The following is a 23,320-nucleotide window of genomic DNA, read 5'->3' on the forward strand; positions in this document are numbered from 1 at the left end:
TGCGTCCTGGAAGGCCGAGACCAGCTTGATGCCGTGCGAGACGTCCTTGATCTCGTACTTGAGGACCGGCTTGCCGTCGGTGACGCAGAACTTCTGCGCGTAGCCGAAGCTCTGGAACGTGACGGCCTTGGCTGCCTTGCCGCCTCCACCGCAGGCGCTCAGCAGTGCGGACGGCGCTGCCGTACCGGCGACCGCGACGCTTGCTCGGACGAGCGCTCTGCGGTTCAGCTCCATGGCCATGACGGGCCCGCCTCCAGTCGGTTTCCTGCCCGATCCTGTCGAAGCGCTTCAATGCTGCGGCGACACTAGCGACCGGCTACCGCTTCGACAAGAGTTCGCGCAAGACATTTATGGCTGCTCGATCTTGCCCTGCCTGCGCTCCAGTGATCGGCTGTTGACATCGGGGCGGCTCGCATGTCAGCTTCGAAGCGATTCAACGATCCTGGCCGCGCGGCCCCGGCTCGGCCCTGCCGCGTACGGTCACCGCCGGCCGTCGCCGACTGCCGAACCGTGCAAGGGGTTTGCCGCTGTGAGTACCGCCTCCGTGCCCGCCGAGCTGCCCTCCGACGGGCCCGCGCTGCCCGAGGAGCCGCCGTTCCGCGATCCCGCGCTGCCGGTGGGCGAACGCGTGGCGGACCTGCTGTCGCGCCTGACCCTGGCCGAGAAGGTGGCGATGCTGCACCAGTACTCGCCCGCCGTGCCGCGGCTGGGCGTCGGCGCCTTCCGCACCGGTTCCGAGGCGCTGCACGGGGTGGCCTGGCTGGGCGCGGCCACCACGTTCCCGCAGGCCGTGGGCCTGGGAGCCACGTGGGACGAGGAACTGGTGCACGAGGTCGGCACCGCGACCGCCGTAGAACTGCGGGCATTCCACCACCACCGGGCGCCGGCGTCGGGCGAGGGCCGGATCAGCCTGCAGGCGTGGGCGCCGGTGGTGAACCTGCTGCGCGACCCGCGCTGGGGCCGCAACGAGGAGGGGTACGCGGAGGATCCGCTGCTCACCGCGCGCCTGGCCGACGCCTTCTGCCGCGGGATGGCCGGGGACGACCCGCGCTACCTGCGGGCGGCGCCGGTGCTCAAGCACTTCCTGGCCTACAACAACGAGGACGACCGGTGCGTCACGTCCTCGGGGGTCAGGCCGCGGGTGCTGCACGAGTACGACCTGGCGGCCTTCCGGGCGCCGATCGCCTCCGGCGCGGCCAGCGGGGTGATGGCCGCGTACAACCTGGTCAACGGCCGCCCCTGCCACGTCAGTCCGCTCATCGAGGACGAGCTGCGGCGCTGGGCCGCGCCCACCGGGAACGAGCTGTTCGTGGTCAGCGACGCCGAGGCGCCCTCCAACCTGGTCGACCCGGAGCACTACTTCGACGACCACGCCGCCTCGCACGCGGCCGCGCTGAAGGCCGGCATCGACAGCTTCACCGACCACGGCGAGGACAGCGCGGTCACCATCACCCGCATCACACAGGCCCTGGAGCGCGGCCTGCTCGACCCCGCGGACGTCGAGAAGGCGGTCCGCCGTCAGCTCGAACTGCGCTTCCGGCTGGGCGAGTTCGACCCGGACCTGGACCCGTACGCGGGCATCGGCTGGGACGTGGTCGACAGCCCGGCGCACCGCGCGCTGGCCCTGCGGGCGGCGACGGAGTCGATCGTGCTGCTCAGGAACGACTCCGGGCTGCTGCCGCTGGCCGGAACGGGCCGGGTCGCGGTGGTCGGGCCGCTGGCGAAGGTGCTGTTCGAGGACTGGTACAGCGGCACCCAGCCGTACTCGGTCACGGCCGCGGCCGGGCTGGCGGAGGCGGTCGCGGCCCGGGGCGGCACCGTCACGACGGCCGAGGGCGTGGACCGGATCGCGCTGCGCGCCACCACGACGGGCGGCCTGCTCACCGCCACCGGTGACGCGGGCCTGCTGACGGTCGCGGCGCCCGGCGGAACCGAGGGGCCGGACGGGACCGGCGGGACCGACCTGACCGACGAGGCCGCGCTGTTCGACGTCTTCGACTGGGACCTCGGCGTGCTGACCCTGCGCAACGTGCGCACCGGCCGCTACGCCGGGCTCAACGACGAGGACGGCACCCTGACCGCCGACCGCGCGCAGCCCGGCGGCTGGGACGTCCACGAGACGTTCCGCCTGGAACCGCGGCCCGACGGCACGCTGCTCCTGCGCTCCGTCCTCACCGGCCGTTACGCGGCCCTCGACCCGGCCACCGGCGCGGTCACCGTCACCGCCGACGAGCCGGCGGCGGCCGAGCCGTTCGCCCGTACCGTGGTCCGCGACGGCACCGCCGAGGCCCTGGCCGCCGCCGAGGCCGCCGACGCGGTGGTCGTCGTCCTGGGCAACGACCCGCACATCAACGGCCGCGAGGCGCAGGACCGGGCCGGGATCACCCTGCCCCCGGCGCAGGAACGGCTGCTGCAAGCGGTCGCCGCGGTCCGCCCGGAAACGGTGCTGGTGGTGATGAGCAGCTACCCGTACGCGGTGGACTGGGCCGACCAGCACCTGCCCGCGGTGGTGTGGACCAGCCACGGCGGCCAGGAGACCGGCAACGGCCTGGCCCGCGTGCTGCTCGGCGACGCCGATCCGGCGGGCCGGCTGCCGCAGACCTGGTACCGGGCCGACGACGTCCTGCCCGAGCGCCTCGACTACGACATCATCAAGGCCGGCTGGACCTACCAGTACCACCGCGACCGGCCCCTCTACCCCTTCGGCCACGGCCTGTCCTACACCCGCTTCGAGCACACCGGCCTGCGCCTGAGCTCCGCGCGGACCACCGCCGACGGCACGGTCACCGCAACCGTGACCGTCACCAACACCGGCGACCGCCCCGGCACCGAGACCGTCCAGCTGTACGTGCGCGCCCTCGGCGCCCGCTACGAGGCGCCGCTGCTCAAGCTCGCCGCCTACCGCAAGGTCCGGCTCGCCCCCGGCGCGAGCGAGGACGTCGAGTTCACCCTCGACGCGGCCGAGGCGCTCGCGCACTGGTCCGTCGCCGAGGACGCCTTCACCGTCCACCCCGGCGCGTACCAGGTCCTGACCGCGCGTTCCGCCGGCGACATCACCGCCACCGCCGAACTGGCCGTCACCGGCCAGGACCCGGCCCCGCGTTCCGTCCTCGCGGGTCCCGTCCCGGCCACCGCCTTCGACGACTGGACCGGCGTCACCCTGACCGACGCCGATCCCACCCGCGGCGACGCCGTCACCCCCGCCGACCCCGGCGCGCCCGCCGGCCTGACCTACCGCGGCCTGGACCTGACCGGTGCCCGCCGGCTGAGCGCCGAGGTCTCCCGTACCGGCGCGGACGGCGAGGCGCGCCTGGAGGTGTGGGCGGACGCCGTGGGGTCCGGCGGCACGCTGCTGGCCGCCCTGGACGTGCCCGGCACCGGCGGCCGGTACTCCTGGACGACCGTCACCACCGCCCTGGTCACCGAGGTCGGCGGTGTCCACAACCTCCACCTGACGCTGACCGGCGAACTGCGCCTGGCCTCCTTCGCCTTCACGGCCTGACGGCGGCCCGACGCGGCTCCCGGCCCGACGCGGCTCCCGGCCCGCGCGGGCCGCCCCGCCCGCACGCCCGGCCCGCACACTCCCCAGGACGGACATGACCTTCTTCGACAACCCCGTGATCCCCGGCTTCAGCCCGGACCCGAGCATCTGCCGGGCCGGCGAGGACTACTACGTGGCGACCTCCAGCTTCGAGTACGTCCCCGGCGTCCCGCTGTGGCACAGCCGGGACCTGGTGCACTGGCGGCTGATCGGGCACGCCCTGGACCGGCCCGGGCAACTGGAGCTGACCGACGAAGTGCCCGCCTCCGCCGGGGTGTTCGCGCCGACGCTGCGGTACCACGACGGCCGGTTCTGGATGATCACTACCGTGGTGGGCGAGACGGGCACCTTCCTGGTGACGGCGCGGGACCCGGCGGGCCCGTGGTCGGACCCGGTGCCGGTCGGCGTACCCGGCATCGACCCCGACCTGGCCTGGGACGAGGACGGCACCTGCTGGTGCCTGTACTCCCACGGCGGGATCCGCGCCGTGCGCATCGACCCGCACACCGGGAAGCTGCTGGGGGAGCCGGTCGCGGTGTGGTCGGGCACCGGCCTGCAGTACCCGGAGGGCCCGCACCTGTACCGGTTCGGCGGATGGTGGTACCTGCTGCTGTCGGAGGGCGGCACCGAACGCGGGCACGCGCTGTCGGTGGCCAGGGCCCGTACGCTGCCCGGCCCCTTCGAACCCCACCCGGCGAACCCGGTGCTGTCCCACCGCAGCACCGACCACCCCATCCAGAACACCGGCCACGGCGACATGGTGCAGGCCCACGACGGCACTTGGTGGATGGTCCTGCTGGGCACCAGGCCGCGCGGCGACACGCCGCTTTACCACGGGCTGGGCCGGGAGACGTTCCTCGCGCCGGTGCGGTGGGAGGACGAGTGGCCGGTGCCCGGGCCGCTGGAGCTGCGCGCGCAGGCGCCCGCGCTGACCCCGCACCCCTGGCCGGCCGAACCGGCCAGGGACGACTTCGATGCCGGGACACTCGCCCCCTGCTGGGTGCAGCTGCGCCGGCCCGACCCCGAAGCGGTGCGCCTCGACGAGCGGCCGGGCCACCTGGTGCTGCACGCCCGCGGCGACAGCCTCGACAGGCCGGGCGCGACCTTCGTCGGACGGCGCCAGCGCGACCCCGACTGCAGCGCGCGCACACTGGCCGACGTCTCCGAAGGCGGACGCGGCGGACTCGTGGCGCGCCTGGACGAGGCGCACCACTACCAGGTGGAGACGGGCGGCGGCACGGTCCGCGCGGTGGCCCGTATCGGACCGCTGTCCTCGGTGGTCGCCGAACACCCCGTGCCCGCCGGGCCGGTGACCCTGCGGATCGACGTCACCACCACCGGCGTCCTGCCGCCCACGATCACCTCCCGTACCGGCCCGGACGAGGCCGTCCCGGCCGGCCTGCGCGCCGGCGGCCCCGACACCCTCCGCCTCGGATACGAGACACCCGACGGCGACTTCCGCGTCCTCGCCGAACTCGACGGCCGCTACCTGACCACCGAGGTCGCCGGCGGGTTCACCGGCCGGGTCCTCGGCATGTACGCCACCGGGGGCAGCGCCGCCTTCGACTGGTTCGAACTGCGCCCCGCCTGAACGGACGCGCGAACCCACAGGACCTCCTCCTGACGAACGGAACGGAACGTAACCACGATGAAGTTCACCGACGGCTACTGGCTGCTGCGTCCCGGCGTCACCGCGCACTTCGCGGCCGACGTGGCCGACGCCGAGGTCGCCGACGACCGGATCACGCTGTCCGCGGCCGTCAAGCCGGTGCGCCACAGGGGCGACACCCTCAACGCCCCGCTGGTCACCGTCGAATGCTGGTCACCGGCCGAGGGCGTGATCGGCGTGCGGGCCACCCACCACGCGGGCGACGGCCCCAAGAGCCCGTCGTTCGCACTGGCCGGCGGTGAGGGCCACGGCACCGCGATCCGCAAGGACTCGGCGCTGGAGCTCACCTCGGGCGAGCTGACGCTGCGGATCGACACCGAGCGGCCCTGGCGGCTGGAGTTCGCTGCCGACGGGCGGACCCTCACCAGCCTGGACGAGCGCAGCCTGGGCTTCGTGACCGACGCCGAGAACCGGCACTTCATGGTCGGCCGGCTCTCCCTCGGTGTCGGCGAGCACGTCTACGGGCTCGGCGAGCGCTTCACCCCGTTCGTCAAGAACGGCCAGAGCGTCGACATCTGGCAGGAGGACGGCGGCACCAGCAGCGAACAGGCCTACAAGAACGTCCCGTTCCACCTGAGCAGCCGCGGCTACGGCGTCCTCGTCAACCACCCGGGCCGGGTGTCGTACGAGGTGGGCTCCGAACTGGTGGGCAAGGTCCAGTTCAGCGTCGAGGACCAGAGCGTCGAGTTCTACGTGGTGCACGGCCCCGGCCCCAAGGAGGTGCTGCGCCGCTACACCGCCCTGACCGGCCGCCCGGCGCTGCCGCCCGCCTGGTCCTTCGGCCTGTGGCTGTCGACGTCGTTCACCACGCAGTACGACGAGGCGACGGTCATGCGCTTCGTCGACGGCATGGCCGACGCCGAGATCCCGCTGAGCGTCTTCCACTTCGACTGCTTCTGGATGCGCGCCTACCGGTGGAGCGACTTCACCTGGGACCCGGACGTCTTCCCGGACCCGGAGGGGCTGCTGGCCCGGCTCAAGGAGCGGGGCCTGCGGGTGTGCGTGTGGATCAACCCGTACATCGCCCAGAAGTCGGAGCTGTTCGCCGAGGGCGCGCGGCACGGCTACCTGGTGCGCCGGCCCGACGGCAGCGTGTGGCAGTGGGACCTGTGGCAGGCCGGCATGGGCCTGGTGGACTTCACCAACCCCGAGGCCAGGGCGTGGTTCGCCGGGAAGCTGCGGACGCTGCTCGACCAGGGCGTGGACTGCTTCAAGACGGACTTCGGCGAGCGCATCCCGGTCGACGTGCGCTGGCACGACGGCTCCGACCCGCAGCGCATGCACAACTACTACACGCAGTTGTACAACGAGACGGTCTTCGACCTGCTGCGGGAGGTCAGGGGCGAGGGGGAGGCGGCCGTCTTCGCCCGCTCGGCGACCGTCGGCGGCCAGCGGATGCCCGTGCACTGGGGTGGCGACTGCGAGTCGACCTTCGAGGCGATGACCGAGTCGCTGCGCGGCGGACTGTCGCTGGGCATGTCCGGCTTCGGCTTCTGGAGCCACGACATCGGCGGCTTCGAGGGCACCCCCACACCCGAGGTCTTCAAGCGCTGGGTGCAGTTCGGCCTGCTGTCCTCGCACAGCAGGCTGCACGGCAGCAAGTCCTACCGCGTGCCGTGGGACTACGGCGAGGAGGCCGTCGCCGTCACCCGCGCCTTCACCCGGCTCAAGCACCGGCTGATGCCGTACCTGTTCGGTGCCGCGCGGCAGGCGCACGAGGCGGGCACCCCCGTGATGCGCGCCATGCCGCTGGAGTTCCCCGACGACCCCGCCTGCCGGCCGCTGGACCGGCAGTACATGCTCGGCGACGACCTGCTGGTCGCCCCGGTGCTGACCGACGACGGCACGGTCGAGTACTACGTGCCCGCCGGCACCTGGACCAACGTCCTGACCGGCGCGCACGTCCAGGGCCCCGGCTGGCAGCGGGAGACGCACGGCTTCGACACGCTGCCGCTGCTGGCCAGGCCAGGCGCGGTGGTCCCCTACGGCTCCCACGACGACACACCGGTGTACGACTGGGCCGACGGCGTCACCTTGCGCGTGTACGAGCCCGCCGACGAGTCGGTGCGCGTGACGACCGTGCCCGCGCCGGACGGCAGCGGCCCGGACGTCACCTTCACCACCCGGCGCTCCGGTGACGCGATCGTCGTCGAGACCGACAGCGAGCGGCCCTGGAACGTGCTGCTGACGAACGCCGAGCCGGCCGCGGCGCAGCCGCCGGTCACCGCGGACACCCACCCCCTGGGCGCCCTGTACGCCTGCCCGGCGGGCACGCCCCGGCTGACCGTACCGCTCCGCTGAGGACGGGGCGGGCCCGCCCGATCGGGCGGGCCGCCCCGCGCGGCCGACCACCCGCCGGCCTGCCCGTATGCCGAGGAGCGCCAGGCCCGTCGCGTCTGGAAGCTCACCATGGCCGGTCACCCGAGGAGTGGGACCGCCGCGGCCCCGCATACCCGGTGTGTGTGCAAACCAACAGAGGGGCTGTCGCGGTCGCGAGGCAGGGTCAGAACCCCCAGGACCAGGTCTCCCCTTCGCCGATGCTCACGCTGACCGGCGGAGCTTCCGGTGGTCCCCCTCCGCCGAAGAGGTAGCCGGTGGCTATGGGGCGATTGTGCTCGCCCTTGCTGCGGGAGACGTTGTATCCGAGCTCAGGGCCCTCCCCCGCCGAGTCGCCGAAATACTGGGATGGGCCGCTCATCTCCTTGATGCTGCGCGCGTTGCTGAGGAGAACGCCTCCGTTGACTCCCGCCTGCGGCGTCGAGACACCGTTGCCGATGGAGAATGTGACGCCCGGGTGGCCGCCTGCCAGCACCACGCAGCCCGTCGCTTCCACGCCGTATCCGAACCCCGCCGAGCCCCCGGCGCAGTAGCCGATGGTGAAGTACCGTATGAGGTTGAACTTGCTGTTCCAGCCCCGTTTGAGGGACAGTCCGCCGTCCTGCTTGCCCGCCTGAAGGGCCTGGGTGGCCGCGTGCTGGGCCTGGATGATCAGGTTGAGCATGTTCGCGCGGCGGGCGCCCTCCTTCTCGGCCTTGATGCGGGCCCGGACGATGGCCTGCTCGCGGCGCTCGGCCTCGGCCCGGCGCCTGCTCCAGTAGCGCTCGTCGCCCGCGTACCGCGACGGGCTGTAGCGGTGCCTGTTGGTGGGGTTGCCGCTGTAGCGGTTGAGGTCCGGGTCCTGCCAGGCGGGCCCGTTGTACCTGCCGTGCCTGGGGCCGCTCCCGCAGTGGTGGGTCTCGCAGTAGTTCGGCCCGTGGACGGACTGCCAGGGGGTGGGGCACACGCCCACGTCGCAGTGGGTCAGGCCGCTGGGGTCGCTGTGGGTGACCGGGTTGGAGCCGGCGTAGTTGTAGCCCGCCTGCTGCTGGGCATCGGTCTCCTCGAAGAGCGGGTCCAGCGAGGCGAAGGTGCCGGTGGCCGGGTCGTACCAGCGGGCGCCGACCGCCGTGAGGCCGGTGGCGGTGTCCGCGGGTTTGCCGAGGAAGGCGTGGTTGTCCGGCCAGCCGGCCGGGGCCGTGCCGCGCGGTGCGCCGTACGGGGTCTGCTGGCGCCAGGTGGGGGTGGCGAGGTCCGCGGTCAGGGTGAGCGTGGCGGTGCCCTGCTGGTCGCCGACCTCGAAGGCGTAGGCGGTGCCGCCGCCCGTACGGACGGCTTCGCCGCCGCCCGGCAGGTCGTAGAAGCGGGTGCCGGTGATCGCGGAGGTGCCGGTGTCCAGGGCGATCTGCTCGCCCGGCAGGTAGAGCGTGGTGGTGCCGGGGTCCTTCTGCAGCAGCAGCCCGCCGTCGGCGCCGTAGACGTAGGCCGAGTCGCCGCCGGTGCTGCCGGTGACGGCGGTCAGGCGGCCGAGGTCGTCCCAGGTGAGGGTCTGGGCGCCCTGGCCGGCGGAGCGGGAGGTGGTCTCGCCGTTCTTGTCGTAGCCGTAGCTCGCGGTGGCGGTGCCGGACGGGCCGGTGGTCGAGGTGCCCGTGAGGGTGTGGGGCTGGCCGGCGCCGTTGCCGTCGTAGGTGTAGGTGGTGACGGTGTCCGCGGTGCCGGACAGACCGTGGTCGGTCTGCCGGGTGCGCTGCCCGAGCGGGTTGAAGGCCCAGTTCGTCCAGTACGCGGCGCCGGTGATGCCGGAGCCGACGGTGGAGCCGTTGTTGCCTGCGGGGTCGGCCTGGCAGGTGTCCGTGGCGGTCCAGGCCTGCGTCAGCCGGTCCAGGGCGTCGTACCGGAAACACTGGGTCTCGCTCGTCGTTCCCTCGCGGGTCTCGGTCTGCCTGACCGGGTTGCCCGCCGGGTCGTACGCGTACGAGGTGTGGTCGATGGGGGTGGACGACAGCGCGGTGTCGGCGGTCTTCGTGTCGGTCAGCGCTCCGGTGTGCGGGTCGTAGGTGTTGGTGATGTCCGCGTGGGCGCTGGTGCTGCCGAGTTCGGTCCGGCCGATCCGCCCGTAGGCGTTCCAGGTGGTGGCGACGGTGTAGTTGGCGAGCCCGGCCAGCCCGTCGGGGACGTCGAGTGCGGTGGAGTAGCCGTGGGTGACGGTCTCGGCGGGGAGGGACCCGGTGGCGGGGTAGACGTCGCGCCAGGGCAGTCCGGTGCCGGATGTGTAGAGGTGGGTGAAGGTGTACGAGCCGGCGAGTGCGCCCTCGCCGGACGGGATGGTGACGGTCTCCCCGATGGGCTCGCCCCAGGCGTTGAAGCCGCGGATCTGGTCGGTGTAGGCCTGCCCGCCCGGCCCGCTGCCCGCGACGTACGAGGTGGCGGAGGTCAGCTTGCCCATCGGGTCGGACATGCCGGGGACGGCGTTGTCGGAGTTGTCGTAGACCCAGGAGGCCACCTGGTTGGCGGGGGCCTGGCCGGCGACGGGTGCGGCGTACTGTCCGGTCTTGCGGTTCAGCGCGTCATAGGTGAAGGAGAGCGTCCTGCCGCGGGCGTCGGTGGTCTGGATGACGTTGCCGGCCGCGTCGTAGGCGACGGTGGAGGTCCCGGCGTCGGGGTCGCGCTTGGTGGTGGCCTGGCCCAGCAGGTTGTGGTCGGTGTGCCAGTCGTCGCCGGTGGCGAGGTTCTTCACGTCGCTCTGGTTGCCGGCCGCGTCGAAGAGGTACTGGATCGCCTGGGGTCTGCCGTTGGCGGCTGTGGTGGATCCGCCGCTGATGTTCACGGTGGTGACCGGGGCGGTGGCGCCGCTGGTGGTGACGGTCACGGTCGGGGCGGTGGTGTAGTCCCTGACCTCGGCGGTGCGGCCCAGGGCGTCGGTGACGGTCTCCTTGGCGGTGGCTCCGTCGTAGGGCCGGCCCGACGCGTCGAGGGGTACGGTGACGGACTCGTCGCCGCCGCCGGTCGCAGCGCCGTCGTACGAGGTCGCGGTCCCGGACACGACCTGGGAGTCGTCGTAGGAGGTGACCAGCACGGGGCGTCCGGCGCCGTCGAAGGAGGTGACGTCCTGGTCGGCCACCTGGGAGTCGGGGACCGTGACGAGGCCGGTTCCGGGCGGTGCGGTGGCGTCCCACCAGGAGTTGTTCGTCTTCCAGGTCCAGCCGCGGGTGTCGTAGAAGGTGTCGGAGACGAGTCGGCCGCCCTGGGGGGTGGGGTTCTGGGTCTGGCGGGGCCGCAGCAGGGCGTCGTAGACGGTGGTGGAGGTGGCGTAGCCCTGTGCGTCGTTCATCGTGTGGGTGGTCACGACGGTGGGGGCGGTGCGGCTGACCTGGTAGTCGAAGGTGCGGTCGGCCGGCAGGGCGGTGCCGCGGCCGTAGCCCCACACCGCGGTCCTCCGGCCGAGGCCGTCGTAGTGGACCGTGGTGGTGATGCCGTTGGGGTCGGTCTGCGAGACGGGCAGGCCGCGCTGCGGGTCGTAGCCGGTCGCGGTGACCTGTCCGAGCGGGTTGGCCGAGGTCTCCTCGGTGGTCAGGCCGTTCGCCATCGTGTACGAGATGTGGGTCTTGTGCCCGAGGGCGTCGTAGGAGTCGGTCGGGCGACCGTACGCGTCGTAGACCTGTGCGGAGTCGGTGCGGAAGGTGTACGCGCCCGCGGAGTAGCCGTCGGCGGTGCGCGTCACGGAGGGGTGGCCCCTGGTGGGGGCGGCCTGCGGCCAGGCCGGGCTCGCCGGCTGGGGCCAGGTGGCCGCCAGCGTCGGGTTGTCGTAGTACGTGCGCACGTCGGAGACCACGTCGTCCGGCCGGGTCAGACCGGTCGGCGCGGTCAGCGCGTTGGTCTGCGCGGCGGTGGGGGCGCTCGCGCCGCCGGGGTTCTGCCCGCCGCAGGCGACGGAGTCGGTCTCCACCTCGGCGGGCAGACCGGTGAGGTTGGCGCCGGCGGCGGGTGCGTACGTGGTGACCGCGCACTGCGGCTGGTCGGTGCGGGACAGGTCTCCGTGGTCGTAGACGACCAGGGGCAGGCCGAAGGTGGGTGAGGAGGTGTCCGTGTCGTTGCTGGTGTCGGTCTCCGTCTTCCGCCACGTGGTGGTGGTGCCGTCGGTGAGGGCCTGGCGGGTCCATTCCTCGACCTGCGCGGTCGCGTTGGCGGTGAGCGCGGGCAGGCCCTTGCGGGTCCGTGTCGCGGTGGGGGCCGACACCCAGTAGGAGTTGACGGTCGAGCCGGTGACCGGGCCGCCGTCGTAGTCGTAGGTGGTGGATTCGAGAGTGTCGCCCGCGAGTTGGTCGATGTCCTCGTGGGTGCCGCCCTGGGAGTCGGTCAGGGTGACGGCGGTGGTGCTGTTGTCCTTCGACATCCCGCGGTAGTAGACGTCCTCGGTCTTCGTGCGGGCGTCGGCGCCCTGGCCGGTGAAGGTCTGCACGCGTCCGAAGCCGCGCCACTGGCCGTAGGTGCGGTACTCGGCCTTGACGAGTTCGTTGTCGTCGTAGTGCCAGGCGCCGCCGCCGAGATAGGCGTAGCTGGTGGCCAGCGTCGGGGCGCCGCCCGTGGGGTCGGCTTGGGTGACCGAGCTGACCTGGTACTTGTTGAACCAGTCCAGCAGTTGGGCGGCGTTGTCCTTGGGCGTCCAGTACACCGGGTAGCACGAGGAGGTGTTGGTGGCCGGGGCCGGTTTCGCGCCGGGGTCGCAGGGATCGGTGAGGGTGTAGTTCACCCCGGTCACCGCGCCGGTCTCGCTGGTGACCGACGAGATCCGCATCCGGGCCAGGGCGGGCAGTCCGTCGGTGACGGTGTCCAGCCGGTTGGCCATCTCCTTGGCGGTGAACGTCACGGGCGGCAGGGTGACGACGGCGCCGCCCGCGGTGGTGTCGGAGCCGGTGTGGACGATCTTCGACAGCCACAGCGTCGGCGATGTGCCGTCGCCGGTCGCGGGGAGGGTCTGGGTGAAGGCCCAGGAGTCGACTGCTGCGTAGGCCGTACCGTTCCAGACCTGCGTCCTGATCCCGGTGAGACGGACGCTCGACCAGTACGACGGGGAGGTCACATAGCAGTCGGCTCCGCTCGTGCAGTTCAGGTCGTAGGGCACGTCGGGCCAGTTCGCGGCGTTGGTCTTGTCGAGCGGGGAGCAGGTGCCGGTCAGACACCGGTCGCCGGTGGTGAGGACGACCTGTTCCGGGGCGTGGCCGCCGTTGGCGGTGTACGCGTTGCCGTCGGTGAATCCGTAGTCGATACGGTCCAGGTGCGAGTCCCGCACGTAGACCGAGTTGGCCTTCGGCACGGTCGAGCCGCTGGTGTCGGCGTCGCGGGCATAGGCGTTGGTGTCCTGCTTGTAGTAATACGCCATGGCGTTGCCGTCGGTGTCCTTGACGTAGTCGAGATTCCACCGGTAGGCCATCGTGCACCACGACGACGACCAGGTGGCGTTGTAGCAGGGGTCGCCGGAGTGCGCGGAGTAGACCGGCTCGGAGTCCACGGAGTTGGTGGCCGGACTGCCGGTGGTCCAGCCGGGCAGCCGGTTGCGGCCGAAGGAGAAGACCGTGCCCGTCCGGTCGGTGACCTCCCAGTAGTCGGCGTCGTGCGTGCCCGAGCCGTTGCCGGAGCCGGTGACGTGCCTGACGACCTCGCCGTTGTCGTCCGCCGGTGTGTACGTCCTGCTGTCCGCGTCCCACACCAGCGAGGTGACGGAGCCGTTCAGCGACATCGTCAGCACCGGGCCGTCGTAACACCGGTCCGCCGTTGCCTTGGGCGCCGGCGTCCCTTCCGGCGAGTCGGAGCACGATGCGAACGACTGCTCGATGTACGAGCGCGGTGTGGACCAGCCGTCGCCCAGCCAGTTCGCCTGCGCCTGCGAGGCCGCCGTCTGGCCGTCGACGCTGCCGGAGTCGTAGGCCAGGCCGACGGACGGCACCAGGTCGGAAGCCGCGGGCGGCACGTCGATCGGGTAGGAGTAGGTGAACGAGCCGGCCGAGCCGCCTCCGCTCCACGACGACGAGGCGCTCAGGGTCGTCGCGCCGTAGGTGCCGGCGGGGCTGCCCCCGTCGTTGCCGCCGTCCGCCGGGCCCGTGGTGGTGGCCGCGAGTACGGCGGTGCCCGCTGCCGGGACGCCCACGGGGTCCAGCGTCGCGTACACCGACTGCCGCCGCACGTCGTTGCGGGAGCCGGGCAGCGGGGTCCTGGTGCGGCAGGACGCGAGCCCGGGGGTGGTCAGGGCGCACGCAGGCAGGGCGACCAGGCGTAACCGGGAGCCGTAGTTCCCCCCGAGGGCCCCGGCGAACCGCCGGTAGTCGACGCCCAGGGTGACCGGACCGGTGCCGCCTTTCTCCGCGGCGGTGAACACAACCCCGTCCACGCCCGCGGCGGCGGCCGTGGCCCGGTCGGCGACGGTGACCGCGACCTGGGCAGGTCCGTGGCCCGCGGCGCGCCCGGCGGGTGCGCGCCGCACCCAGACCGGGGTGCCGGGCGCGGACACGGTGCCGGGGGCCTGGCCGGCGGCGGACCGCGGCGCCGCCAGGTCCGCGAGTCCCGATCCCCCTGACGGCAGCCGCCACCGCCGGGTGTCCGCGTTCGCGGCGGCGTCGTCGTGCGGCTTGCGGGGCAGGGCGTAGTGTGCCGGGCTGACTCCGTGCGCCGCCGGCGTGGCGGGCATGTGCGGCGCCGCGGGTGCGGCGGGGGCCGCAGCGGCCACGGGCACGGAGATCAACGACGACGCCGTCACCGACAAGGCGACGAGAACCGGAAGTCCGTACGGGCGCAGCACCCGGACTGCCCGGGCCCGCTTCCCCCTGTATTTCCCCCTGTACCTGGCGTTCGCACCGAACACGGCGCTGCCCCCCGTTGTCCGCCGCCCGACCGGGCGTGATCCGGCAACTAGCGTCTGGCGCCGGACTGTTCCACGGGTGCCCGCGGCCGGGACAGCACGGCCACAGCAAAGGATTCTTTACCTTTCATATGACGGCTGTTGACCAGCTATGGCACCGCTGTTCCGGTCGTTGTGGCGATGGTCACAGTGGCGCTATATGGACGGAACGTGTCATTCCGACTTGTGATGCGGGATGCGATTCCCCGGCCGCCGGCATGCCGCCCACGGCCGCTTCACCGGTTCTCCCGCCAAGCCGTCGAAGGGATCACCTTGTCGCGCACACCGCCCCGCCGCCGACCGATCCCGGGCCCCAGGGGGAAGACGGGCGCCCTGATCGCGGTGATGACCGCGTGCGCCCTCGCCCTGGGCGCCACCGCTGCGTCGGCCGCCGGGCCGGCCGGCACGCCCCGGTCCGCCCAAGGGACGGCAGCCGCCGACCGGTCCGGTGCTCAGACGGCACCGACGCCTGCCGAGCGGGCCGAACAGGCGGAGGACCGGGCGCTGCGCACGGCGAAGGCGACCGGGCGCAGCGTACGGGTGGACGCCCTGACCACACCCACCTCGACGACGGTCGCCGACCCGGCAGGCACCCTCACCCTCACCCAGAGCGCCGCACCGGTCCGGGCCTGGCAGGACGGCTCCTGGCGGGACCTGGACGCGACCCTGCACGTCAACGCGGACCGCTCGCTGTCCCCGAACGTGTCGACGACCGGGCTGGTGCTCTCCGGAGGCGGCACCGGTCCGCTGGCGACCATGTCGGCGACCGGCCACGTACTCGCCCTGTCCTGGCCCACCCCGCTGCCCGGCCCCGTGGTCTCGGGCGCGACCGCCACCTACCCCGCGGTCCTGCCCGGGGTGGACCTGGTGGTCACCGCCGACGCGCAGGGCGGCTTCAGCGACACCCTTGTGGTCAAGAACCGCGCCGCGGCGGCCGATCCCGCGCTCGCCCGGCTGACCATGGAGGCCACGAGCAGCGACCTGACGGTCACCGCGGACACCGGTGGCGGGCTGAGGGCCGCGGCCACCGGCAAGGGCGAGCCCGTCTTCACCGCGACCCGGCCGACGATGTGGGACTCGGCGACCACGGCGGCCACCGTCCGGCCGGCGGGCGCGAGCCCGGCCGCCGTCTCCACCGTCACCTCCCCGGGACCGGGCGCACACACCGCGCCGGTCGAGGCCACCGCCGCGCCGGAGACCGGCGCGGCGGCCGGCCGGCCGGCACCCGGAACGGGTCGGCACCCGAGGTCGGGAACGATCAGCCTGCGCCCGGACACGGGTCTGCTGACGGACCCCGCCACCGTCTACCCGGTATACATCGACCCCACGTGGGTCACGCAGAACGCCGGCTCGTCGCGGCAGGCGTGGGCGCAGACCGACACCATCAACAAGTCCGCGGCCCACTGGAAGCCGAGCAACCTCCAGAACGGCTACTGCGGCTGGGACACCTGCGTGCCCACCTTCACCGCCGAGTCGTACGTACGGATGAGCGTGCCCTCGCAGTTGCAGGGCGCCCAGATCTACTCCTCGGAACTCGACCTGACCGTCTACCACGGCCCGTACTCCTCCTGTTCGTCGGCGCCGAATCCGGGGCTCGAACTGTGGTGGACGGGCGGCATCTCGTCGTCCACCACCTGGAACAACCCGCCTGCGTGGAAGCAGAAGATCAACACCCAGTACCCCGCCGCCTGTGACGGCCAGAACGTCGGCTTCCCGATCACCTCCTTCATGCTGGGCCACGCGCAGGGGGTCTCCAGCCTCACCTTCGGGATCGCCGCGGCCTCGGAGTCGGACAAGGACGCCTGGAAGCAGATCCACGCCTCGACGCTGACGATGTCGACCACCTACGACCGGGCGCCCACCCTGCCCTCCCACCCCGCGGTGTCCCCCGGCGGGCCCTGTCAGACCGGCGCCCCGTCGGCTGCCGTGGTCGGCAACGACGACGTCACCTTCGACGTCGTGTCCGCCGACCCCGACGGCGGCCAGCTCGGCACCGAGTTCGTCGTCAAGAACTACGGCGGCACGACGGTCTACGACTCCGGCGACGCGAAGACCGCCGCCACCGCGCTGACCTCCAGCTCCGGCACGGTCGTGCGGCTGACTCTGCGCCGCTCCCAGATCCAGGGGTGGCACTCCGACGGCGCCACGAAGGCCTACGCGTACTCCTGGTACGTACGCAGCAGCGACGGGAAGCTCTACAGTCCCGCCGCCGGTGTCGGATCGGCCGGCAGCCCCTGCAACTTCACCTACGACCCGACGCAGCCCCCCGCCCCGGGTGTCGCCGTCAGCACCGATACGGCGGGCGACGCCGGCGCGCTGGGGCAGAGCGCCACCTTCACCTTCGCCCCCTGTGCCGGCGCGCTCGCCGACCCGCCCACCGCCTGCACCGGGACCGCCCCCAACCACTACACCTACCAGGTCAACTCCAGCCCGCCGCTGAGCGTGACCGCCACCGGCGGCCCGCAGACGGTGAAGATCCCCCTGACCCACGCCGGGCCCAACACCCTGACGGTCTTCTCCGTCTCCTCCGGCGGCAATCCGGGCAACTCGGCCTCCGCCGACTTCACCGTCACCGGGCCGGCCACCCGTTACGCGGACGGCGACATCGACGGCGACTCCCATCCTGACCTGCTCACCGTCGGCACAGGGACGAACCCGGGTCTGTGGCTGGCCACCGGGGACGGAGCCGGGCACCTCGACGTCCCCGTGGACATCGGTGCGGCCGGCACCGCGGTCAACACCGCCGGCTCGCCCGCCGACTGGCTCGGCGCCCAGGTCTTGCACGGCGACTTCACCGGCAACCACGTCCAGGACGTCCTCGCCTACTACCCGGCGGGCGTCCATGCCGGGGTGAGCAGCGTGCTGGACGGCAACGGCGACAAACTCCCGCTCGACCCGTACTCGGGCAGCCAGCGCACCCTTCCGGCGGGCCAGTTCGCCGACTACACCCTCAACGGCGACGGCGACGACCCGGTCGTCCTGGTGGCCGCGGGGAACGCCAGTCTCACCGGCACCGGCATCGACGATCTGATCGGCATCGCGGGGGACGCCGCCAACGGCTACCAGCTCGACCTCTTCACCACCTGTGGCGGCTGCACGGCCAACGCGTACGGCTACGCCCAAACTCTCGCCGGGCCCGCGGACTCCCCGGACGGCGCGTCCGACTGGGACAACTTCGCCCTGGCGGCCGCCCAGCCCGGCGGGGACACGGTGCTGTTCGCCCTGAAGAAGACCACCGGCGAGATCTGGGAGTCCACCAACCCCTCCCGCGACCCCCTCACCCCGGTCGGCACGGCTTCCGCGGCCGGAGGCACCTGGACGAAGCTGGCGGCCCCGTGGACGGCGGCCCCGGCGCTGGTATCCGCCGACGTCACCGCCTCCGGCGCCGTGGAGCTGTGGGCCAGGTCGGGAAGCAGCGCCACCGCCTACACGCTGTCCGCCGCCTCGCTGGGCAGCAGCAGCACGGTCGCGACGGTCGATCCCGACCACGAATGGCCCTTCACCTCCAGCAGCGGGCCTACCGACAGTTGCACGGCCGCCGTCTGCACGCCCGACACACGCGGCGGCGCCGACGCCCCCGCCACCGGCGGCGTCACCTTCCCCGACGACGCCACCCGCGGCACGGTCGCCGACCTGGACGGCACCGGATACCTGACCGCCCCGCAGAACATGGTGAAGTCCGCGCACGACCTCACCCTCACGCTGTCCTTCCGTGCCGATCCCGGCACGAACGGCATCCTCGTCTCCACCGGCAACGACACCCCGGACAAGGCCAACCCCAATGCCATGCCGGTCATATACATCGGCACGGACGGACGGTTGTACGCCCAGTTCTGGAACGGCGCCGTCACACCGATGATCTCCCCTCAGCCGGTCAACGACGGCCAGTGGCACACCGCCACCCTCAACGCCTACGACGCCGGGAGCGGGGCTTACCACCAGGGCCTCTTCCTCGACAACCTGCCCCGGATCGGCATGGCGGGCAACAGCACCATCAGCCTCGTCGACCCGCTCAACTTCATCGGCGCGGGGGTGTTCTCCCACAGCACCAGCACGAAGTCCTGGCTCAACGCCCCCGGGGACACCACCAAAGACCGCGCCAGCTACTTCAAGGGCCGGATCAGCGGCTTCGCCTTCTACTCCCGCTACGTCAGCACCGCCCAGCTCGACAGCTGGTGGAAGCCGGTACCGCTCGTCGGCCCCATCGTCTCGGGACTGTCCAGCGCGCTGTGCGTGGACGACGCGGGCTCCAAGACCGCCGACAAGAACAAGATCCAGATCTACACGTGCAACAACAGCGCCGCCCAGAACTGGTCGGTCAACCCCGACGGCACCGACAACACCGTCACCGTGACGATCGCCGGCGTCACCAAGTGCCTGGACGTGGCCTCGTCCGGCACCGCCGACGGAACCCTCGTGCAGCTCTACACCTGCAACGACACCGCCGCGCAGATCTGGCACCTCGACTCCAGCGGCCAGCTGTGGAACCCCAACTCCGGCAAGTGCCTCGACGACCCCGCCGGCTCGACCACCAACGGCACCCAGTTGGAGATCTACACCTGCAACCTAGGCAAGAACCAGTCCTGGTGGGTCGCCTGACGCGCACGCCGGCCCTCCGCCGGGCGGTCGTCCCGTCAGGCGGAGAGCGCGGGCTCGTAGCGGAACCAGCCGAACGCGACGGCGCCGCCGGTGCCGTACCTCCCGATGACGCGGCCCACCAGGACATCCGGCGGTGGGACGTGCGATTCGCGCATCTGCGCATTCATGAGAAGCCACACCACTGAACGCGGGCGCCGAACTCGCACCTCGATGGCGTCGATCACCTCGCGGTGATCCCGCCACCGCCCACCCCGCTCGGGTGTCCGGTCCGGCAACAACGGCTCGATTCGCGCCCCCTGCGCGTCGCTTCACGGCACACCCGAAGCAGCGATCAGATGATCCGAACGAAACGGCTCAGCCGAGGACCTGGTACGCGACGAAAGCCAGGCCGGCGACGCAGCCCATCAGGAGGAAGCTGACCACGAGCGAGGTCACGCAGCAGGCGCTGAGCTCGGCGGCCCGGGTCAGGGCCGCGGTCACCGGGGCGCCGGCCGGCTCGCGCGGCTCCCGGTTCGGCGGCTCCCGCCGCCTCCGCCCGGGAGGCGGGCCGCCGGGCGCGGCTCCGGTCGCGCCCGGAGCGGCGGCGCGGCGGGGTGCCGGCACGGCGCGGGAGTCGGAATGTGACACGGGTGGTCTCCTGCCATCGGCGGTCGGGCGTCCGGGGCGGTCCCGGCGCGAGGAGGCCGGCGGGCCGCGGTCCCGGCCCACCACATCCGCCCCGCGGCGTACATGATGACCGGTTCCCCTCGACCGGTTCCCCCCTGCGGAACGTCACCGGGAGAGCGTGCGGTTCCCGTGCGCCCCGCCGAGGCCGCGCGCCCGCGGCGGACGAGCGGTCCCCGCGGATCGCTGGCCGCCCGCCGGACGCCCCGGTACGGTGGCGGCGTGAGCACCCTTCAGGCCAAGGCGATCGGCACCAAGCGGCTGGAACTGCTGCCCCTGCGTACCGAACACGCCGAGGAGATGGCCGAGGTGCTCCGCGATCCGGCCCTGCACACCTTCACCGGCGGTGCTCCCGGCACGCCCGAGGCCCTGCGCTCGCGCTACCAGCGCCTCACCGCGGGCTCTCCCGACCCGGCCGTCTCCTGGCTGAACTGGGTGATCCGGCTGCGCGACGGCGCGTGCCTGACCGGCACGGTCCAGGCGACCGTCGGTCACCGCGGCCCGGGTCCCGCCGCGGAGATCGCCTGGGTGGTGGGAACGCCGTGGCAGGGCAGGGGCATCGCCACCGAAGCGGCCCGGGCACTGGTCGACTGGCTCGGCCTGCAGCGGGTGCACGCCGTCGTCGCCCACGTCCACCCCCGCCACCGCGCGTCCGCGGCCGTCGCCGCCGCCGCGGGGCTCTCGCCCACCGACTCGTGGCACGAGGGCGAGATCCGCTGGCACCGCAGCCTTCACCGGGACGACGCGGCCGGTCCGGGCGGGTCGTCCCGGCCGGCACCGCGGAACAGCGCCGCCACGGCGGTGGAAAGCCGTCGTGACGGCGCTGCGGGGGACAGGCGGACGGAATGAGGGACCGGTACCCGGTCACACCCTTCGCCGGCCGGCCCACATCGGTGTGACCAGTGCGATGAGGAGCGCGGCCACACCGATCTGGAAGCCGTGCCGGATCCAGTCGACGCCGTTGGTGTCGGCCACGCCGAAGGCCGCGGCCAGGCCGTTGCCGATCAGGCCGCCGATGATGCCGACGAGAATCGTCGCCCACAACGGGATCGGCTGCCGCCCCGGCAGCAGGAGTCGTGCCAGCAGACCGATCACCAGACCGGCGATGATTGCCCACAGGAGAGCCATGATTCCTCGTTTCGTCGGGGTCTCCGTCGGAGGCCCGCAACCGGGAGCCTCAAGCGATCGGCTGCCCTGCGTCGCACGGAAAATGCCTTGTGCCCGGTCCTGTTGCCAACACGTGTGCGAATCCGGCTGATTCCGGCTGATTCCGGCTGGTCCGGCCCCTGACGTCATGCGTCCCGGGGCCCGACGCGGCCGGGGACGGACCGTCGTGTCAACGGCCGCCGGCCGCCGCCCGCTGCGGCTCCGGACGCGGCGGGCGTGGCACCGCCGCGCCGGGGCAGAGGACCCGCATGGACCACGCAGACGTTCCGCCGAAGCCGGCGCGCCCGCCGGCCATTCCCCCCACATCCCCCCAACACCCCGACCACGCCGAGCACTCCGACCACGCCGGCCCCGGGCATTCCGGCCACCCCGGCGCGGGACCGGGCGCGCCCGCCGGCCCGGGGCCCGGCGCGACTCCCGGCGCGGGGCGCCGCCGCCCGCCCCGGACCGCGCTGATCGCCGGGGCCCTGGCCGCCGCCGTCGTCGTGGCGCTGCTCCTCGCCCACGCCGTCGACGGCGGCGACGGAGACCCGGACGCGCCGCACCACGGCGCCGCGACGGCACGGCTCACCGGAGCGGACGGCTTCCCCGGTGATGCCGCCGGACTGGTCGTGCTCGACGGCGTGTCGGGGCGCGTCCAGGTCACCGCGGACCGGGACGCCCACGAGGTGACCGGGAGCTTCCACCGCCAGGACGGGGCGTTCGCCTCCCTGCGCGGCACCCTTGCGCACGACCCGTCCTCCGGCACCGACGCCCTGACCGTCCACTGCGCGGACGCCTCGGGTACGGAGGAGCCGTGCGCGGGCGACCTCTATCTCACCGTGCCGCCGCGCACCGGCCTGCGGCTGCGTCAGACCTCCGGCGAGACGACGCTGTCCGGCCTGGGCGGCGACGTGAGCGTGGACGCCTCGTCCGTCCGGCTCAGCACCTTCGGGCTGCATCCCGCGCACGCCGCCGTGACGGTGTTCTCGGGCAGCGCCGACCTCGGCTTCACCGGCGCCCCCACGAGCCTGGACCTGCACGCCACCTCCGCGTCCGTCGCCCTGCGGCTGCCGCGCACGGCCGACGGGTACGCCGTGACCACGGCCGCCGCCTCGGCCGACGTCCAAGTCGGCGTGGAGCGCGACCCCGCCGCCGCACACCACGTGGCGCTCACGGTCACCTCCGCCTCCCTGTCCGTACAGAACACGTGACACCCGCCGGCCGGGCCGCCGCCGAATCCCGTCCTGGGCGATCCGGTCGGCCCGGCCGGTACGCAGGGAAAACCCCTTGGCCGGCCGGTCCGCGCGCACCGAGAATCGCCCGATGAGCGACGACGAGAACACGTCCGACGACCGGGCGAGACGGCGCGCGGCCCGCAGGTCCTGCACGCGATTCCTGTCCGGCGAGCGCGCCCGCACCGTTCGCGAGCGGCTCACCGCCCTCGCGGCCTACGCGGACCCGGACGCCGAGCCCGACTTCTACGGCGGCGACGGCCCGGTGCGCGACCTGGAGGAGCGGACCGCCGCGCTGCTCGGCAAGGAGGACGCGGTCTTCTTCCCCACCGGCACCATGGCCCAGCAGGTGGCACTGCGCCACGGCGCCGAGCTGACCGGCCGGCAGGCGGTCGCGCTGCACCCGCTCAGCCACCTGGAGCGGCACGAGCGGCACGCCTACACCCAGCTCACCGGCCTGCGCGGCCTGTGGCCCACCACCGAGCAGCGGCAGCCGACACCCGCGGAACTCGGCGCGCTCGGCGAGCGGTTCGGCACCCTGGCGATCGAACTGCCGCTGCGTGACGCCGGCTATGTGCTGCCGAGCTGGGACGAACTGGCCGAGCTCGCCGCGGCGGCCCGCGCCGCCGGCGCACGGGTGCACATCGACGGCGCCCGGCTGTGGAACACCGCCACCCACTTCGGCAGGAGCCCGGCCGAGACGGCGGCGCTCGCGGACAGCGTCTACGTCTCGTTCTACAAGGACCTCGGCGGCATCAGTGGCGCCGCGCTGGCCGGCGACGCGGCGCTGGCCGCCTACGCCCGGGCCTGGCGCCACCGTTACGGCGGCACCCTCTACCAGCAGTGGCCGGCCGCGCTCGCGGCTCTCGCCGGACTGGACACCGCCCTGCCCGAACTGCCCGCCTTCGCGCGCCACACCGCCGTACTCGCCCCGGCCCTGGCCGCGCTCCCCGGCGCCAGGGTCCATCCCGCCGTCCCGCCCACCCACGAGTTCCAGTGGTGGCTCCCGTACCCCGCGCACGCCCTGAACACCGCCCACCTCGCCCTGGCCGAGCGGGAGTCGACCTGGTTCGTCGGGTACTGGACCGACGCCGCGCCCGGTCTGGCGATGGCCGAGGTGAGCCTGACCGGGCCGGCGCTGGAGTGGACGGCGGACCAGGTCACCGAGGTCGGGCTGCGCTTCCTGGAACTGGCCGCCGCTTCCCGGGACGGAGCCGCTCGGTAGGACGCCAACGGCCGCCCGGGCGGGCCGTGTTCGC

General features: G+C 73.1%; 11 protein-coding genes and 1 pseudogene. 7 read left to right on the forward strand and 5 right to left on the reverse strand.

Features of this window, described 5'->3' with window-relative positions; translation table 11 throughout:
* A partial coding sequence (locus K7G61_RS07495; protein ID WP_374204081.1) for a hypothetical protein occupies positions 1-240 on the reverse strand: 240 nt, incomplete at its 3' end.
* A 289-nt stretch (positions 241-529) separates the two neighbouring features.
* Here K7G61_RS07495 and K7G61_RS07500 point away from each other — a divergent pair.
* The 3 genes from K7G61_RS07500 (at position 530) to yicI (ending at position 7,511) form a co-directional block, all read left to right on the forward strand.
* Positions 530-3,502: a glycoside hydrolase family 3 protein gene (locus tag K7G61_RS07500; protein WP_225845896.1), complete on the forward strand. Its 2,973-nt coding sequence runs from the start codon at positions 530-532 to the stop codon at positions 3,500-3,502.
* Between the two features lie 94 nt (positions 3,503-3,596).
* On the forward strand, positions 3,597-5,132 hold the full coding sequence (locus tag K7G61_RS07505; protein ID WP_225845897.1) for a glycoside hydrolase family 43 protein: 1,536 nt from the start codon (positions 3,597-3,599) through the stop codon (positions 5,130-5,132).
* A 57-nt stretch (positions 5,133-5,189) separates the two neighbouring features.
* Positions 5,190-7,511: an alpha-xylosidase gene (yicI, locus tag K7G61_RS07510; protein ID WP_225845898.1), complete on the forward strand. Its 2,322-nt coding sequence runs from the start codon at positions 5,190-5,192 to the stop codon at positions 7,509-7,511.
* Positions 7,512-7,713: 202 nt separating this feature from the next.
* Here the strand turns inward: yicI and K7G61_RS36335 are convergent, their stop codons facing one another.
* Complete coding sequence (locus K7G61_RS36335) at positions 7,714-14,208, reverse strand: RHS repeat-associated core domain-containing protein (protein ID WP_263984054.1); 6,495 nt, start codon at positions 14,206-14,208, stop codon at positions 7,714-7,716.
* Between the two features lie 555 nt (positions 14,209-14,763).
* Between K7G61_RS36335 and K7G61_RS07525 the strand changes: the two genes are divergently transcribed.
* Positions 14,764-19,017, forward strand: a complete 4,254-nt coding sequence (locus tag K7G61_RS07525; RefSeq protein ID WP_225845899.1) for a ricin-type beta-trefoil lectin domain protein — start codon at positions 14,764-14,766, stop codon at positions 19,015-19,017.
* Between the two features lie 35 nt (positions 19,018-19,052).
* On the opposite strand, the gene K7G61_RS07530 is transcribed toward K7G61_RS07525, so the two are convergent.
* Together K7G61_RS07530 and K7G61_RS07535 are read right to left on the reverse strand one after the other, a co-directional pair.
* The gene (locus K7G61_RS07530) at positions 19,053-19,241 is read right to left on the reverse strand and encodes a hypothetical protein (RefSeq protein ID WP_225845900.1); all 189 of its coding nucleotides are present in this window, start codon (positions 19,239-19,241) and stop codon (positions 19,053-19,055) included.
* Between the two features lie 130 nt (positions 19,242-19,371).
* Entirely contained in the window at positions 19,372-19,644 is a 273-nt protein-coding gene (locus K7G61_RS07535; RefSeq protein WP_225845901.1) for a hypothetical protein, read from the reverse strand.
* Between the two features lie 258 nt (positions 19,645-19,902).
* On the opposite strand from K7G61_RS07535, the pseudogene K7G61_RS07540 reads away from it, so the two are divergent.
* Positions 19,903-20,415: pseudogene (locus K7G61_RS07540) on the forward strand (GNAT family N-acetyltransferase); the annotation flags it as partial.
* 129 nt (positions 20,416-20,544) lie between these two features.
* Here K7G61_RS07540 and K7G61_RS07545 read toward each other — a convergent pair.
* A complete protein-coding gene (locus K7G61_RS07545) occupies positions 20,545-20,808 on the reverse strand; it encodes a GlsB/YeaQ/YmgE family stress response membrane protein (RefSeq protein WP_225845902.1) in 264 nt (87 codons plus the stop codon).
* Positions 20,809-21,095: 287 nt separating this feature from the next.
* Between K7G61_RS07545 and K7G61_RS07550 the strand changes: the two genes are divergently transcribed.
* Together K7G61_RS07550 and K7G61_RS07555 are read left to right on the forward strand one after the other, a co-directional pair.
* On the forward strand, positions 21,096-22,040 hold the full coding sequence (locus K7G61_RS07550) for a hypothetical protein (RefSeq protein ID WP_225845903.1): 945 nt from the start codon (positions 21,096-21,098) through the stop codon (positions 22,038-22,040).
* A 112-nt stretch (positions 22,041-22,152) separates the two neighbouring features.
* Positions 22,153-23,286 (forward strand): low specificity L-threonine aldolase, encoded by a 1,134-nt coding sequence (locus K7G61_RS07555; RefSeq protein ID WP_225845904.1) that lies wholly within the window; start codon positions 22,153-22,155, stop codon positions 23,284-23,286.
* Positions 23,287-23,320: the final 34 nt, after the last annotated feature.

It is taken from the genome of Streptomyces sp. HPF1205 (genome assembly GCF_020400825.1).
In the GTDB taxonomy this organism is placed as follows: Bacteria; Actinomycetota; Actinomycetes; order Streptomycetales; family Streptomycetaceae; genus Actinacidiphila.

Coding starts and splice junctions, on each gene's coding strand:
- K7G61_RS07545 (WP_225845902.1), bottom strand. CDS start 20,808: ATGGCTCTCCTGTGGGCAATCATCGCCGGTCTGGTGATCGGTCTGCTG.
- yicI (WP_225845898.1), top strand. CDS start 5,190: ATGAAGTTCACCGACGGCTACTGGCTGCTGCGTCCCGGCGTCACCGCG.
- K7G61_RS07505 (WP_225845897.1), top strand. CDS start 3,597: ATGACCTTCTTCGACAACCCCGTGATCCCCGGCTTCAGCCCGGACCCG.
- K7G61_RS07555 (WP_225845904.1), top strand. CDS start 22,153: ATGAGCGACGACGAGAACACGTCCGACGACCGGGCGAGACGGCGCGCG.
- K7G61_RS07550 (WP_225845903.1), top strand. CDS start 21,096: ATGGACCACGCAGACGTTCCGCCGAAGCCGGCGCGCCCGCCGGCCATT.
- K7G61_RS07525 (WP_225845899.1), top strand. CDS start 14,764: ATGACCGCGTGCGCCCTCGCCCTGGGCGCCACCGCTGCGTCGGCCGCC.
- K7G61_RS36335 (WP_263984054.1), bottom strand. CDS start 14,208: ATGCCCGCCACGCCGGCGGCGCACGGAGTCAGCCCGGCACACTACGCC.